The organism is Enterobacter sp. SA187 (assembly GCF_001888805.2).
Classification (GTDB): domain Bacteria; phylum Pseudomonadota; class Gammaproteobacteria; order Enterobacterales; family Enterobacteriaceae; genus Enterobacter_D.
In genome coordinates this window covers 984,413-999,916 of the sequence record NZ_CP019113.1, presented here as the reverse complement: position 1 = coordinate 999,916, position 15,504 = coordinate 984,413, and the positions used below count along the sequence as shown (strand labels likewise).

The following is a 15,504-nucleotide window of genomic DNA, read 5'->3' as shown; positions in this document are numbered from 1 at the left end:
TGACAGCCTGAGCAAAGACGCTGTACAATCCCCTCACGTCGACCCCTTCCCGACGGAGGGGCCAATCACAGCAAGGCAGTGTCATGACCCCTGAAAATCGTTCCCTGTTCAGCCAGATCCCGGCAACCGACCGTTTATTGCGTGATGATGCCTTCCGCCCGCTGTTAGCCACTTTTGGCCATACGCGGGTGGTGGAGGCGCTGCGCCTGTTGCAGAACGAGGCCCGCGCCGCCATTCACGACAGCCAGACGCTGCCGGACTGGAGCGCTGACTGGGCCGGGGCCACACGTCAGCATCTTCACCATCAGCAGCAGAGCGCTATCCGTCCGGTGATCAACCTGACCGGCACCGTGCTGCACACCAATCTCGGGCGGGCATTACAGGCGGAAGCGGCGATCGAGGCGGTGGCACAGGCGATGCGTTCTCCGGTGTCGCTGGAGTACGATCTGGATGGTGCCGGGCGCGGACATCGTGACAGCGCGCTGGCCGCCATGCTGTGCCGTCTGACGGGGGCGGAAGACGCCTGTATCGTCAATAACAACGCGGCGGCGGTACTGTTAATGCTGGCGGCTACGGCCAGCGGCCAGGAAGTGGTGGTGTCGCGCGGCGAGCTGGTGGAGATTGGCGGCGCGTTTCGCATTCCGGACGTCATGCGTCAGGCGGGCTGCGAGCTGCATGAAGTCGGCACCACTAACCGCACCCATGCGAAAGACTATCGTCAGGCCATCAACGACAATACTGCGCTGCTGATGAAAGTGCATACCAGTAATTATCAGATCGAAGGCTTTACGAAAGCCGTGGACGAAGCGGAACTGGTAGCCATTGGCAACGAGCGGGACGTGCCGGTGGTGGTGGATTTAGGCAGCGGCTCGCTGGTGGATCTCAGCCAGTACGGGCTGCCGAAAGAACCTATGCCGCAGGCGCTGATCGCCGCGGGCGTCAGCCTGGTCAGTTTCTCCGGCGATAAACTGCTCGGCGGCCCGCAGGCCGGGATCATCGTCGGCAAAAAAGCGCTGATTGCCCGTCTGCAACAGCACCCGTTAAAACGCGCGCTGCGGGCAGACAAGATGACCCTCGCCGCGCTGGAGGCCACGCTGCGCCTCTATCTGCATCCGGAAAAACTCACGCAGGATTTGCCGACGCTGCGATTGCTGACCCGCGATACCGCGACGATCCGCGCCCTGGCGGAAAAACTTCAGCCGGTACTTGCCGCGCATTTTGCTGATTTCCACGTACAGATTGAAGCCTGCCTGTCGCAGATTGGCAGCGGTTCCCTGCCGGTGGATCGGCTGCCGAGCGTGGCCCTGACCTTCACCCCGCAGGACGGGCGCGGCAGCAGGCTTGAAACCCTGGCGGCGCAATGGCGCACTGGTGAAGTGCCGGTGATTGGCCGCATCACCGATGGCCGCCTGTGGCTTGATTTACGCTGCCTTGAGGACGAAACCCGTTTTCTGGAGATGTTACTGAAATGATTATTGCCACCGCCGGACATGTGGATCACGGCAAAACGACGCTGCTGGAAGCGATCACCGGCGTGAACGCCGACCGCCTGCCGGAAGAGAAAAAGCGCGGCATGACCATCGATCTGGGTTATGCCTACTGGCCGCAGGCTGATGGCCGCGTACCAGGATTTATTGATGTGCCGGGCCATGAAAAGTTTCTCGCCAATATGCTGGCAGGCGTCGGCGGTATCGATCACGCGCTGCTGGTGGTGGCCTGTGATGATGGCGTGATGGCGCAGACCCGCGAACATCTGGCGATTTTGCAGCTGACCGGCCAGACGACGCTGACCGTCGCGCTGACCAAAGCCGACCGGGTGGACGAGGCGCGCATTGCCGCAGTACAGGACGAGGTGCGCGACACGTTGCGGGAGTACGGCTTTACGAGCGCGGCGATATTCATTACCGCCGCCATCGCACAGCGCGGCATCGATGAACTGCGCGAGCATCTGTTACGCCTGCCGGAGCGGGAGCACGTGCAGCATCAGCGTTTCCGGCTGGCGATTGACCGGGCCTTTAACGTGAAGGGCGCGGGCCTGGTGGTGACCGGCACGGCGCTGTCTGGCGAGGTGCGCACCGGCGATACCCTGTGGCTGACCGGCATTAACAAACCCATGCGCGTGCGCGGTCTGCATGCGCAAAACCAGCCGGTCGATCATGCGATGGCCGGGCAGCGTATCGCGCTGAATATTAGCGGCGACGCCGAAAAGGGATCCATAACCCGCGGCGACTGGCTGCTCAGCGAGGCGCCGTCGGAGCCGTCTTCCCGCGTTATCGTGGCGCTGCAAAGCCATACGCCGCTGACACAGTGGCAGCCCTTACACATTCACCATGCCGCCAGCCATATCACCGGGCGCGTCTCGCTGCTGACCGACGATCTGGCCGAGCTGGTGCTCGACAGTCCGCTGTGGCTGGCGGACAACGATCGGCTGGTGCTGCGTGATATCTCGGCGCGCACCACGCTGGCTGGCGCGCGGGTGGTGATGCTCGATCCGCCCCGCCGTGGCAAACGTAAAACGGCGTATCTGGACTGGCTCGCTACTCTTGCCGCCGCGCAGGACGATGCCAGCGCGCTGGCGGCGCACCTGATCCGCGGTGCCGTCTCCCTGAGCCGCTTCGGCTGGGCGCGGCAGTTAAGCCGCAGTGGAATTGACGCCTTAACCCGCAATGACGGGCTGATCCAGTCGGGGGACAGCGTACTGAGCGCGACGGTGGCCGCAGGCTGGCAGCGCAAACTGCTCGATACCCTGGCAACCTATCACGAACAGCATAAAGACGAACCCGGCCCCGGACGCGAGCGTCTGCGGCGCATGGCGCTGCCGATGGAAGACGACGCGCTGGTGATGACGTTAATCGAGCGGATGCGGGAAAACGGCGACATTGCCAGCCATCACGGCTGGCTGCATCTGCCGGAACACAAAGCCGGTTTTACCGAAGAGCAGGCGGCGATCTGGCAGCGTGCGGCACCGCTGTTTGCGGATGAGCCATGGTGGGTACGCGATCTGGCGCGGGAGACGGGCACGGATGAGCAGATGATGCGGGGTGTACTGCGACAGGCGGCGCAGCAGGGACTGATAACGGCGATCGTCAAAGATCGCTATTACCGTAACGATCGGATCGTCGCCTTTGCCAGTATGATCCGCGAACTGGATCAGGCGCGGGGATCAACCTGCGCGGCAGATTTCCGCGATCGGCTGAACGTCGGGCGTAAGCTGGCGATCCAGATCCTCGAATATTTTGACCGCATCGGCTTTACCCGCCGACGCGGCAACGACCATCTGCTGCGGGATGCACAGCTGTTCCCGGAAAATAGCTGAATCCAGCCGGGTTTTTACCCGGCTTTAACCTGCTGTTTTGTCAGCCATACCGCGCCGAGCCTGCCCGCCTGGTTACCCAGCTTGCACGGCAGGATGGGCGCTTTCAGAAATTCCCACATCTCGAAGGTTTCCAGATGGCGATCGAGCAGTTGATAAACTTTCTCCTGCTCGCTTAACCCGCCGCCAATCAGCACGACCTGCGGATCGTACATGGAAATCACGCTGTAAATGCCACGCGACAGAAAGCGCGCCCACTGGTTAACGGCTTCGCGCAGGTGCACGTCACTGTCCATACGTTCGAAAATCTCTTTGCCGTGAGGCATCTCTTCGGCGGAGAGTGCCAGCGCACGGCGGCAGGCTTCCATCAGGCCACGGGCGGAAGCCACTTCATGCATGCATTCGCCGTCGTTACCGACCGGCATCACGCCAAACTCACCGGCACGGAAATGCGATCCGCGATACAGTTCGCCGTCAAAAATAATGCCGCCGCCGATACCGGTGCCGACGGTGATACAGACGACGTTGTCGTAATCCTGCGCTGCACCCAGCCAGCGCTCGCCCAGCGCGGCACAGTTGGCATCGTTCTCGACAATGACTGGCAGATCGCTGAGTTCCGCAAACAACTCGCGCAGGTTAATGCCGTCCATAAAGTCCAGCGCTCCGGCTTTCATGGCAACGCCGGTACGGATGTTGATGTATCCGGGGAAACTGATGCCAACGGCGACGATGTCGTGCTCCTTTTGATAGCCCTCAACCACCGCCTGCCATTTCTGCTTAAACGTCTCAACGTCTTCCGGCGTGTCGTACTCGTCCGAGGTCAGTTCCTCGCCATTCTCATCAATCACGCCGTGCTTGATGTGTGTACCACCCACGTCAAAACCAATAAAATACTGCATAGTTTTTTTCCTGTGATAACCGCTCAGGCTAAGTATGGTTCAGGCAGGCCAGCGCAACGTAAAGTAAGGTAATAAACACCTTCACTTATTCTTAAATTATGACGGGGTGGCAGGATAGATTAATCCAGTACAGCGATTCTCAGCGGCCTGAAGCGGCTGTAGATCCAAAGCCCAAGGCAGCTCAGTGAGCCAAGAATGGCCGTCATGATCGCACTCATAAGAATGCCGATAAGCAGCCCGACCGGCAGTGCAAGCAAACCATGAATATACTGCTGGTTCCAGCTCACGGTGTCGTAGCCAAAGCAGGCGAATAAGCCAAAGATAAAGCCCAGTACGGCCATGGGAATACTCAGGCCGATAAGCAGTAAACGATAAATGCTGCGGGCCTTAATACGTTTCATGTCGGTCACCGCGCGGTTTTCAGTATCCATACAACATCCTGTTGAGTTTAATGAATTACTATTATGGGCTGAATTCCCGCGCGGATCTAATATGCCGTTACTCTTCATTCACCCAGATACGCATCTCTCCTTCGCCTCGATTCGCCCAACTGAACCAGGGAATAAACGTCAGCTTCTGAGGGGTACGTCTGACGGGAGAAGTATCGTAATGCCACAGCGGTTGCTGCTCGGCCTGTGCGGCGGTACGTTTATAACCATCCGCCTGAATCAGCACTTTATGCGCAAAAATTCCCTTACCGTCCAGCGTAGTAAAGACGCTGTCCTCCGGCAGCCAGAGATTATGCAGCTCTTCGCCGTTATCGGCCTGTTCCAGACAATACACCAGCGGTCCGCGCTGTACGGCGACTTTACCAGCCTGATGGCGCACCAGCGGGTTGCCATACACCCGACGCACGGGCATTGGCAGCGTCAGGGAAAGCGTATCGCCTTCCTGCCAGACACGGCGAAGATGCAGATAACCTTTGCGGATCTCACCCATGGCCGGGTCGCCATTCAGCGTAATTGTCGGGTTGGGGCACCAGTCCGGCAGGCGCAGGGCCAGGATATGTTCCACCGGCTCCGGCGACTCGATACGCAGGGTAAGATTTTCCTGCCACGGGTAATTGCCGCTCAGCTGTAAGCGCAACGTTCGCTCCCCAACCGGAATCTCTGCCCGGTTGCCAATGTATAAATTAATAAACAGGGTATCTGCCTGTGGGGTATAAATGTAATGGCCGATGGAGGTCAGCAGACGGGCGATATTCGGCGGACAGCAGGCGCAGCCAAACCACCGCTGGCGCACCGGCTGTATGTGGTCATAAATATGATTAAATGGCAGCGAACGGGGCTGCACTTCCAGTGGATTAACGTAAAAGAAGTGTTTGCCGTCCAGTGCCATCCCGCCGAGCACCGTGTTGTATAGTGCGCGCTCCATGACGTCGGCATAATGGCTGTCGCCTTCCATTTCCAGCATCCGCCGGGCAAACATCATCAGGCCAATGGAGGCGCAGCTTTCTGCATACACCGTATCGTTCGGCAGATCGTAATCGTGACTGAACGCTTCACCACGGCTCTGCGAGCCGATGCCGCCGGTAATATAGAGCTGACGGCGTGCCATGTTTTGCCACAACCGCAGACAATCCTGACGTTTTTGCTCATCTCCGGCCAGACGCGCCAGATGCGCCACGCCAGTCATCAGATAGACAAAACGTACCGCATGACCGATGGCACTGTCCTGTTCTGAAAGCGGTACGTGCGCCTGACTATAGGCCTTGTCTTTCACCATCCATGCGGTGCCATGATTCGGCCAGTGCCAGGTGCCGCCACGCTTTTCAAACTCAGTATCATAGAAATGCGGCTGAGTGCCGCGCTGTTCAACGAAGTAGGCCACGAGATCGCGATAACGCGTCTCGCCGGTGACTTCATACAGGCGCATCAGGGCCAGTTCGATTTCCGGATGCCCATCATAGCCCTGCAGCTGGTCCACGCCCGGGCCAAATACACGATCAATGTGATCGGCAAGACGGCAGCCCACGTCGAGCAGAGCACGTTTCCCGGTGGCCTGAAAATAAGCTACCGCCGCTTCGATCATATGGCCAGCAGTGTACAATTCATGGCATTCCGCAAGATTCGTCCAGCGCTCGCCGGGCGCTTTTACCGTGTACCAGGTATTGAGATAACCGTCTTCACACTGTGCGGCGGCAATCAGCGCAATGACGTCATCGGCAGTCTTTTCCAGTTCGGGGTCGGGCTTCTGGCACAGGGACCAGGCGACGGCTTCGAGCCATTTCGCCACATCGCTGTCCTGAAAAACCATGCCGTAAAATTCTCCCTCCTGCAGATCAGCGGCGATGCGGAAATTAGCAATCGCATGGCTGGGATCGGCATCCGGAATACGATCATTCAGTGCATCCCACTGGTAAGGGATCACCACATCGCGTACCAGACGCTGATACTCGCCTAAAAACGGATCGGTGACCTTGAGCGTGTGCAGGTCGGTTTCCATTACTTTCATTATCTTCTCCTCAGGACTGAACATGGCGCTGACGCAAATCGGTGGCAATACGCGACATCATCGGGTTATTAAGTTTGCAGGCACGAATAGTGACGGCCAGCAGCAGGTGGAAAAGGGCGGGCAACAGCGTTTCCATCGCCGTAATGCCCTGTAGCGAGGCGGGAGTTTGATTGCCTGCGCCGGGCTGGTAGGCGACGACGATAAAAAGCAGGCTGATGATCCCGGCGCTGGATGCCCAGGCGAGCTTGATAAAAAACAGGTTGAAGGCAAAGTTCATGCCGGAAGAACGGACGCCGGTTTTCCATTCACCGTAGTCATCGGAAAAGGCCATCAGCGAAAAGTGCAGCGGCAGCGTGAAGCCGAGGATCACGCCGTTACCAAGAATGACCGCCAGCCATAGGGTCTGATACGCCGGGCCGCCCGGTAAAAACCACATCCCGACAGCCAGCGCGGCCAGGACCAGATTGGTGTAGTAATACAGTTTTACGGCATCAATACGTCGGGTCAGGGGGTTAACAATCACCGAGCCTAAAATCGAGGCGAAAGTCACCATGGTAAAAAACAGCGAGGTATAAGCCGTACTGCCCTCCAGCACGTAGGTGATGAAATACATGTAGCCGCCGCCGCGAATATTGAACACGTTGATCAGCAGGAATGACATCACCAGCATCAGTAACAGCTGATCGTTTTTACGCAGCCCGGCAAGGTGTTCGCGCAGGGTAAATTTACCCATCAGCGCCAGCGGCACGCGTTCACGGACCCAGAAAAAGCAACATAAAAACATCACCACGGCGAGCGTGCACAGCACGCCAACGCCCAGCTGATAACCCCGGGCGGCGTCGCCCTTGCCCAGCACGTCAACCATCCACGGCAGTCCGACCGAGACCAGAAATCCCGCCACGCCGCACAGTACGAAGCGCCAGGACTGGCACGAAATCACCTCATTGTGCCGGGTTGTCATGGTATTGATCAGCGCACAATAGGGAACGTTAATCGCCGTGTAGCCCACGGAGAGCAGCAGATAGGTGCCAAACGCCCAGGCAATTTTTACGCCCATGCTGGCATCCGGTACGGTGAAGGTCAGGAAACCAATAATGCCAATCGGTATGGCCACCCACAGCTGCCAGGGACGAAATCGTCCCCAACGACTTTGCGTACGATCGGCAATAATGCCCATCACCGGATCGGAAATAGCATCAAAGACGCGTAAGGCGATAAACAGCGTGCCGACCAACGCCGGTGTTAGTCCAAAAATATCGGTATAAAAGAAGGTAAGAAAATTCATTATCAGGCAGGTAATAACCGTGCCGCCGGCATCGCCCAGGCCGTAACCTATTTTTTCGCGTACCGATAATAGGGCGTCGTGATTAGAATGGGCGATATCTGTTTCAGACAGAGATGTAGAGGTCATCGATAACTCCTCGCAGCGTGGAGAGGCCGTTTTTACGTTGCCCGTGAAACACCACAGGCCGTTATTATGGGTTATGACCTTATTAATTCTGCCCGGATTATTACCGCCAACAAGGCAACAAAGAAGTATAAAAAGATGACGATCCCGACCTCATCGGAAAAGTGTGAAGCCGATCGAGCTGGTGGGGAATAATTCATTAATAATCAATTTATAAGCCTTTAATTATTGGCGATAAGAACAGGAAATTGAATATTCATGCTTAATTTATCCATAATACATCCGATTAAAGTGCAAAATGGCGGTTTATTTATTTCACGCGGTATGGGGCGTCATCCGGCTCGTAAACTGAATTCATGGGAAGTGATTTTCGTCGAAAAGGGGATGTTGACGATCGAGGAAGAAGGGCAGCTATTTAAGGTCAGCGCCGGGGAAAGTCTATTATTATGGCCACAGCGGCGTCACGTAGGCGTGGAGGATTTTCCCGCCGATCTTAAATTCTACTGGCTGCATTTTGAAGTGCAGGAAAGCAGCCTGCCTGTTGAGTCGACGCTAACGCTTACCGTACCGCAGCATACTACGCCAGAGGATCCGCAATATGTTATTTCCTTGTTCCGCCAGTTTCTGAGCGAACAGGAAAAATTAACGCGCAGTGCCGCTCTGGAACTTATTTTATTACTGATCCTGCAACAAATTACCCTGACCGGAAGTGCCGAAACGCAGCAAGACGATCGGGGAGTGTCTTTTGCCTGGAAAGCGCAGCAGCTTATTCGTACGCAGTATCATCTGCCCGTTTCCACCGCCACGCTCGCGCGGGAATTACACTGCAATGCCGATTACCTCGGGCGCGTTTACCGGCGTACGTTTCACCTCACGCTGACGGAAGCGATCCACCGCCAGCGGGTGCGGACGGCAGAAAAGTTTTTACTCAGCGATGCGTGTTCGCTGAAAGAGATTGCCACGCTGTGCGGCTTCAGCGATGTCGGCTATTTCAGAAAAATTTTCCGTAAGCACACCGGCTTAACACCCGCCGTCTGGAAACGGCGCTACTGCAAGGAACATATAAATTCATGAAATTATTATCGGTTTACAGAAAATTCAGTCAATCCATTAACGTAAGTTATTAAAATTCCACGTCACGGTGAGGTTATAGCGCCAGTCGCGACGGCGGTTGTCGGTGGGCACATCGCCCGTGGGACGGGCTGCTTCCACCGCCAGCGTATAGTGTTTGTTATCGCCGACCATCACGCCCGCCGCCACCGAGCTTAACCGCTGCTGGCGAAAGCCGGACGCGTTATACCAGGTGCGTGCGGTGTCGGCCAGCACGTAGGGCTGTACCGTCGCCAGCCATTTGCTCTCTTTACGACTGTGCAGGTAGCGCAGCTCCAGTTGACCGCCATAGCCGTAATCGCCGCTGGCTTCGCCGTCCTGATAGCCGCGCCCGAAACGCTGCGCGCCGAACTGTACGCGCTCCGGATCCGGCAGCGTGGTATCAGACCAGACGCCTTCCATGGATGAACTCAGTCGCCATTTCTCCGTCATCATCCAGCCTGCATCCAGGTTGCCTTTCCAGCGGGTAAAGCTGAGATCGGTACCGGCCACCGGAGAGACGTCCGCGTCAAAGGTATCCAGCCCCTGGCGCAGGTTCAGCCGGGCGTTGATGCTGGCCTTACTGAATTCCCGGTAGCCGGTGATCCCCAGATCCAGCGCCGGATAACGGGTATGCTGACTCTGGGATTCCAGCGGAATGGTCTGCCCGAAGCCGCGCGCCAACAGGTCGATATCGTTACGTTTGTTGGTGTAGTCCACGCCGCCGGAGAGGCTGATTTGCTTCTGGCGGGTGAGCAACAGTGGATAGCCAAAACTGATGCCGCCGTTGTATTGCGTGGATTGCTGACGGGCATCCACCGTGAACCCGTTAAGATTCAGCAAGGGAGTGAACTCCTCAGGATCGTCACGATAAAAGCTGCCCCGAAGCTGCATACTCAGCCCTTCGTCAGTGAGGAACTGCTGATAATTAAGCCCGACATAAGTCTTGCGGGTTTCACCGTCCAGCGGGATAAAAGTGGCGACGCCGAGCTGATCGCCATAACTTGTGAGGTTGCTCAAGGTGCCGTTGACCAGCGCCAGGTTTTCGCCTCTGCGCACGTCGAGCGTGGAAGAGAGATCCCAGATACGCGGCTGGCTGGCGTCCACTTTCATCGCCGCCGCGCCATAAATATTCTTCGGCAGCTGCGCATTCACATCCACTTTGGTGCCCGGCGTGCGGGTCATCAGCAGGCTGTAGCGATCGAATGTTTCCTGTCGCAATGGCTTTTCGGTCATCATTTTTTCCGCCAGCCGCTTCAGGCGTGCGGCGATGCTGGCGTTGTTGCTCTTAATATCACTGTGGGCAACATACCCTTCGACCAGCACGATGTTAATTTTGCCATGGTGAAAATTATTGTCCGGCAGCCAGGCATAAGAGAGCGGGTAGCCATCGGCCCGGTAGCGGGCGGTAATATCATTTACCAGCCGGATGATCTCTTTCAGCGGTACGGTTTTGCCCGCATAAGGGCGAAAGGGGGCAAGCAGGCTTTTCAGCGGGTAAAGCTTGCCGCCAATAAACTGAATATGTTTGACCAGGATCGGCGTATCCGGGGTGAGCTGCGTGGCGGATTTTGGGACCGTCACCGTCGGCGCGCGGCGTTGAACCGCAGTGGGATCCTGTTCGCCAGGTACGGCTTTTGACGGGTTAACCGGATCGATAATGGCGGGGAGGGTATCCGCCCGGGCGATGCCGAGCACCGCGCCGCACATGAGCGCATAGCAGAGGTGTAGTCTCATGATGCATTCCCTTCAGGAAAACGTGCCCCCGGGCGGGGGCACGGTACAGCGTGTTATTGTTTCGGTTTTAATAGTCCGCCAACGATACCGGTCACGCCGCTAAGCGGACCTGAGGCGGTCGTTCCACTGGTGTCATTGCTGGTTGTCGTCCCGGCGCTGGCGGTCAGTCCGGCAGTCAGGTTATTGACCGTGGCGCCGACATTGGCTACCAGACCGGTTTTACTGGCATCCGCCGTCGCATCCACTGCGATACCACCCGTTGAGCTGGCCGGAGGCGCAGTGACGGTGGCTGGTTTAACCACGCCGCCCACATCCGCAACCGTCTGGCCAAGGTTGCTGACCACCTGGCCGACGCCGCTCAGGCCCGCATTACTGCTGGTCACCTGGTTACCCACACCGCTGACGCCATTGCCAACGTGGGTTAACAGATTACTGACCGGTGTGCCGAGGCCTGTTGCGCCACCCACACCCTGAGTCACATGCTCTACGCCTGCGGTAGTATTGTTAACCAGCGTGGTGGTGCCGGTAGTCAGGCGGGACACGCCGTCGCTTTGCACCACGTTAGTCAGCGCGGTCCCCGTGCCGCTGACGACCTGCCCGGTGCTGTTCACGATGGCACCGGTTGGGCCTGTGAGGCTGCGTAATGACGATGACGAGGTGGTGCTGGCAAGATTGGTGCCGACGTCAGACACGGTGCCGCCCAGCGAGGTCACGGTAGTAGTCACCCCGCTTAATGTCGTGCCCACGCCGTTGACGTTTGAACGATCGCCGATACCGTTGGTGATGCCGCTGCCGGTGGTATCAATGGCGGTGCCAACGCCGCTGACGGTGGTCGCCACGGTGGAGGTCACCGGATTGCTGGTGGGCAACTGGCTACCGAGATTATCGAGCGTGGTACCTACGCCGGAAAGGGTTTCACCGGTATCGCTGAGAATGGTGCTGACCGCGCCGTTAGCGGCAGTATCTGTGCCGCCTGAGCCGCCGTCAGAGCCACCACCCGTACCGCCACCACCACCTGTACTGCCGCCGGATCCGCTGCCGTCAGAGCCCGATCCGTTGCCGCCGGAACCCGATCCGCCTGTACCTGTGCCGGAACCTCCAGCTCCGCCATTCGCGCCGCTGCCGCCAGCGCCTGTACCCGTACCGCCGGAACCTCCGCCGCCCGAGCCGTTGTTCGCCGTTGACGTCCCATCGTTAGTCCCCGCTCCTGTGCTCGTCCCTGCGGTTGGCGTTTTTTTCACACTGGAATGAGAACCGCCGCCGCTACAGGCAGATAATGAGAATGCAAGAAGTACGGCCACCGTAATGACGCTCAGGTGGCTAACGTTATTAGTAGCCATGATCATACTCCACTAAATAAAACGCCGGACGGCGTATTAATGAGTGTAAGTAGCTTTTTGACGGCAACAACTTTTGTTGCATGTATTTTTAAATAAAGTTAATAAATTGTGATTATTCCTAATAATCAAATAAAGTGAATTTAAAAAAATCCTTGTTTATCAGTATCTTTATTTTTTATGTAGAAGCGTAAGCGGCGCTGAAACCCTGCCAGGATATGTAGCCCCGATTAAATTATTTATAAGTTAATAAGCATGCTAATAACTGATGCGGATATATCGCATCAAAAACATTATTTTAATATGGGGCGTAACTACGGGCGGCGAAATATTCCGGACTTGATCACACAAGCCCGGATATATTCTTTTAAAGCTGACTTTCCTGCCAGGCGAATTCAATCTCTTCGGCAAGCACTTTAATGCCTGCCTCGATTTTGTCCGGATCAGGAACATAGTTCATGCGCATACACTGGTGCGTGTGCGGCCAGGGTTTGTCGAGGCCGGGGAAGAAATAATCCCCTGGCACCATCAGTACGCCGCGTTTTTTCAGGCGCTGGTAGAGCAGTTCGGTGGTGATCGGCAGATCTTTAAACCACAGCCAGAGGAAAATGGCTCCTTCCGGCTTGTGGATCAGGCAGCGCTCTTCCGGCAAATAGCGGCGAATTGTCGCAACCGTCTCCTGTACGCGCTGCTGATAGAACGGCTTGATAACGGTTTCCGACAGGCGCAGCAGATCGTTACGCTTGATCATTTCGCACATCATCGCCGGGCCGATACCGCCGGGGGCGAGGCTGATGATGCCGTTCATATTGCGGATCGCCGAGATAATTTTTTCATCCGCAATGATGATCCCACAGCGGCTGCCGGGCAGGCCGAGCTTGGAGAGACTCATGCACAGCACGGTGTTTGGGTTCCACAGCGGACGCGCATCGCTGAAGATGATCCCGGGGAAGGGCACGCCGTAGGCGTTATCGATGACCAGCGGAATGCCGTGCTGATTCGCCAGCGCGTCCAGCTTCATCAGCTCATCATCGGTGATCACGTTACCGGTCGGGTTGGTCGGACGCGATACGCAGATCATGCCGGTTTCTTCCCCGATATGCAGGTGCTCGAAATCAACGTGATATTTAAACTGGCCTTCCGGCAGCAGTTCAATGTTGGGGCGCGCCGAGACGAAAAGATCTTCTTCCAGGCCGGAATCGGCATAGCCGATGTATTCCGGCGCCAGCGGGAACAGCACTTTTCTGGTGCTTCCATCGGCACGACGACCTGCGAACAGATTGAACAAGTAGAAAAACGCGCTCTGGCTGCCGTTTGTCAGTGCAATATTCTGCGGCTCAATATCCCAGCCCTGAGTTTCCCGCAGCATTTGTGCAAGGCAGACCAGCAGCTCTGACTTACCCTGGGGACCGTCGTAATTGCATAGCGCATCAGTGGCTTTGCCGGAGCTGAGCATATCGGCAAGCAGCTGGTGGAAATAATCGGTCATTTCCGGGATTTGCGCCGGGTTGCCGCCGCCGAGCATGATGGCGCCAGGCGTGCGCAGGCCGTCGTTGAGATCCTCCATCAGGCGGGTGATGCCTGAATGGCGGGTGAATTTGTCGCCGAAAAGTGAAAATGTCATAGCAGGTGGTCTGTCGGTCTCTTTGAATTTGCCCCACCTTAACGCCAGCGCAGGCGCGGTGCAAATCGGACAAAGGCCGGTGTGATGGAATAAAATGCTGCTGGCTGTGGTTATGATGAATTTTTATGCCGCAGGCAGAGGGTGGAATAAAAAGGCGTTACAGGACGGTTAACGGCCAGTGGACGTAGCTCTGCCACTGACACTCCTGATCGATAAGCTCAGCGCCCAGCGGATGGCTGGTCAGCCAGTCATGCGGCAGGGACAGCGTCAGACTTTCTTCCACCGCCGTCAGGGTGATGGCCGGCAACAAATCGTCACGACGACGGCTGGCGAAAATAATCGCCAGACGCAGCAGACGGCACAGGTGTTCCGCCACGCGCGGCGGCACGGCGTTTTGCTGATGCAACGAGGAGAGATCGACCGTACTGGTCTGGTTAAGCAACAGGGTCGCCAGCAGCTTTTTCTGCGCAGGAGTGAAGCCCGGCAGATCCAGATTGCGTACCAGATAGGCAGCGTGCTGCGGCGCGGATTTAAAATCGACGCTGAGGCCGATTTCGTGCAGCTGACAGGCGCTGACCAGCAGATCGCGCGACAGCGGCTGGAGATCCCAGACGCCTTCCACCTGCGCGGCAAAACGGGTTGCCAGCTGCGCGACGCGCAAAGCCTGTTCGGTATCGACCATAAAACGGCGCTGAATGTTACGCAGCGTGCGGTTGCGAATGTCCTGATCCACCGACAGATGCAGCATGCCGTACACCAGGCCTTCCCGCAGCGCGCCGCCTGCCAGAGTCATACACTGAATATCCAGCTCGGTGAAGATGGCGATAAGGATCGCCAGCCCGCTCGGGAAAACCAGCGCCCGCTCCAGCGTCAGGCCTTCGATTTCCAGCTCCTCAAGACGACCACACTGAATGGCGCGCTGTTTGAGCTGCTGAAGTTTGGCCAGCGTGATGCGCTCGTCCATGCCCTGCGCCATCATGATTTCCTGTAGCGCCTGCACCGTGCCGGACGCGCCGACGCAGACTTTCCAGCCGTGCGCGCGTAGTTCATTGGCCACCGGACGGATCACCGCGCGCGCGGCGCGTTCCGCCTCGTCGAAGTGCTCTTTCGCCAGATTACGGTCGGTGAAGTAACGCTCAAGCCAGGTGACGCAGCCCATCGACAGGCTGAACAGGGACGTGGCCTGCGCGCCGGTGCCGGTCACCAGTTCGGTGCTGGCGCCGCCAATATCCACCACCAGACGGCGATCGTCGCCACCGGTGGTGTGCGCCACGCCCTGATAAATCAGGCGCGCTTCTTCCTCGCCGCTGATGAGTTGCACCGGGCAGCCGAGGATTTCCTGCGCTTTCGTGATAAAGACATGGGCGTTGACGGCCAGGCGCAGCGTCGCCGTGGCGACCACCTGAATTTGTACCTGCGGGATGTCCTGCAAACGTTCTGCGAACAGACGCAGGCATTGCCAGCCGCGCTCCATGGCTTCGGGCGAGAGCACAAGATCGCTGCTCAAACCCGCCGCCAGGCGGACTTTGCGTTTGATGCGGCTCAGGGTCTGTATGCTCCCCGCCACCTCGCGTACAACCAGCATATGAAAGCTGTTAGAGCCTAAATCTATTGCGGCGTATAGCGAAGTAGTGGTGAGCATC

The 15,504-nt window shown here is 57.4% G+C and carries 11 protein-coding genes; 3 read left to right on the top strand and 8 right to left on the bottom strand.

The window, feature by feature from the left end; translation table 11 throughout:
* Positions 1–83: 83 nt before the first annotated feature.
* Together selA and selB are read left to right on the top strand one after the other, a co-directional pair.
* Positions 84–1,472, top strand: coding sequence for an L-seryl-tRNA(Sec) selenium transferase (gene selA, locus BMF08_RS04885; RefSeq protein ID WP_072571071.1), 1,389 nt, complete (start codon positions 84–86; stop codon positions 1,470–1,472).
* Complete coding sequence (gene selB / locus BMF08_RS04880) at positions 1,469–3,316, top strand: selenocysteine-specific translation elongation factor (RefSeq protein WP_072571072.1); 1,848 nt, start codon at positions 1,469–1,471, stop codon at positions 3,314–3,316. The genes selA and selB overlap by 4 nt, the downstream gene beginning before the upstream one ends.
* Positions 3,317–3,330: 14 nt before the next feature.
* Here the strand turns inward: selB and BMF08_RS04875 are convergent, their stop codons facing one another.
* The 4 genes from BMF08_RS04875 to BMF08_RS04860 form a co-directional block, all read right to left on the bottom strand.
* Entirely contained in the window at positions 3,331–4,212 is an 882-nt protein-coding gene (locus BMF08_RS04875; RefSeq protein WP_072571073.1) for an ROK family protein, read from the bottom strand.
* Positions 4,213–4,331: 119 nt separating this feature from the next.
* Positions 4,332–4,643 carry a hypothetical protein gene (locus BMF08_RS04870; protein ID WP_072571074.1) on the bottom strand — a complete coding sequence of 104 codons (312 nt, stop codon included), beginning with the start codon at positions 4,641–4,643 and terminating at the stop codon, positions 4,332–4,334.
* A gap of 67 nt (positions 4,644–4,710) precedes the next feature.
* Positions 4,711–6,666: a glycoside hydrolase family 127 protein gene (locus BMF08_RS04865; RefSeq protein WP_072571075.1), complete on the bottom strand. Its 1,956-nt coding sequence runs from the start codon at positions 6,664–6,666 to the stop codon at positions 4,711–4,713.
* A gap of 10 nt (positions 6,667–6,676) precedes the next feature.
* On the bottom strand, positions 6,677–8,077 hold the full coding sequence (locus BMF08_RS04860) for an MFS transporter (protein WP_072571076.1): 1,401 nt from the start codon (positions 8,075–8,077) through the stop codon (positions 6,677–6,679).
* 255 nt (positions 8,078–8,332) lie between these two features.
* On the opposite strand from BMF08_RS04860, the gene BMF08_RS04855 reads away from it, so the two are divergent.
* Positions 8,333–9,148 carry an AraC family transcriptional regulator gene (locus BMF08_RS04855; RefSeq protein ID WP_072571077.1) on the top strand — a complete coding sequence of 272 codons (816 nt, stop codon included), beginning with the start codon at positions 8,333–8,335 and terminating at the stop codon, positions 9,146–9,148.
* Between the two features lie 36 nt (positions 9,149–9,184).
* Here the strand turns inward: BMF08_RS04855 and BMF08_RS04850 are convergent, their stop codons facing one another.
* The 4 genes from BMF08_RS04850 to gppA all read right to left on the bottom strand — a co-directional run bounded on the left by BMF08_RS04850 (position 9,185) and on the right by gppA (position 15,503).
* Positions 9,185–10,900, bottom strand: coding sequence for a ShlB/FhaC/HecB family hemolysin secretion/activation protein (locus tag BMF08_RS04850; protein ID WP_072571078.1), 1,716 nt, complete (start codon positions 10,898–10,900; stop codon positions 9,185–9,187).
* A 53-nt stretch (positions 10,901–10,953) separates the two neighbouring features.
* The gene (locus tag BMF08_RS04845; protein WP_199775948.1) at positions 10,954–12,240 is read right to left on the bottom strand and encodes a collagen-like triple helix repeat-containing protein; all 1,287 of its coding nucleotides are present in this window, start codon (positions 12,238–12,240) and stop codon (positions 10,954–10,956) included.
* Between the two features lie 364 nt (positions 12,241–12,604).
* Complete coding sequence (gene avtA, locus BMF08_RS04840; protein WP_072571079.1) at positions 12,605–13,861, bottom strand: valine--pyruvate transaminase; 1,257 nt, start codon at positions 13,859–13,861, stop codon at positions 12,605–12,607.
* A 157-nt stretch (positions 13,862–14,018) separates the two neighbouring features.
* The gene (gene gppA, locus BMF08_RS04835; RefSeq protein ID WP_072571080.1) at positions 14,019–15,503 is read right to left on the bottom strand and encodes a guanosine-5'-triphosphate,3'-diphosphate diphosphatase; all 1,485 of its coding nucleotides are present in this window, start codon (positions 15,501–15,503) and stop codon (positions 14,019–14,021) included.
* Between the last annotated feature and the right edge of the window lies 1 nt (position 15,504).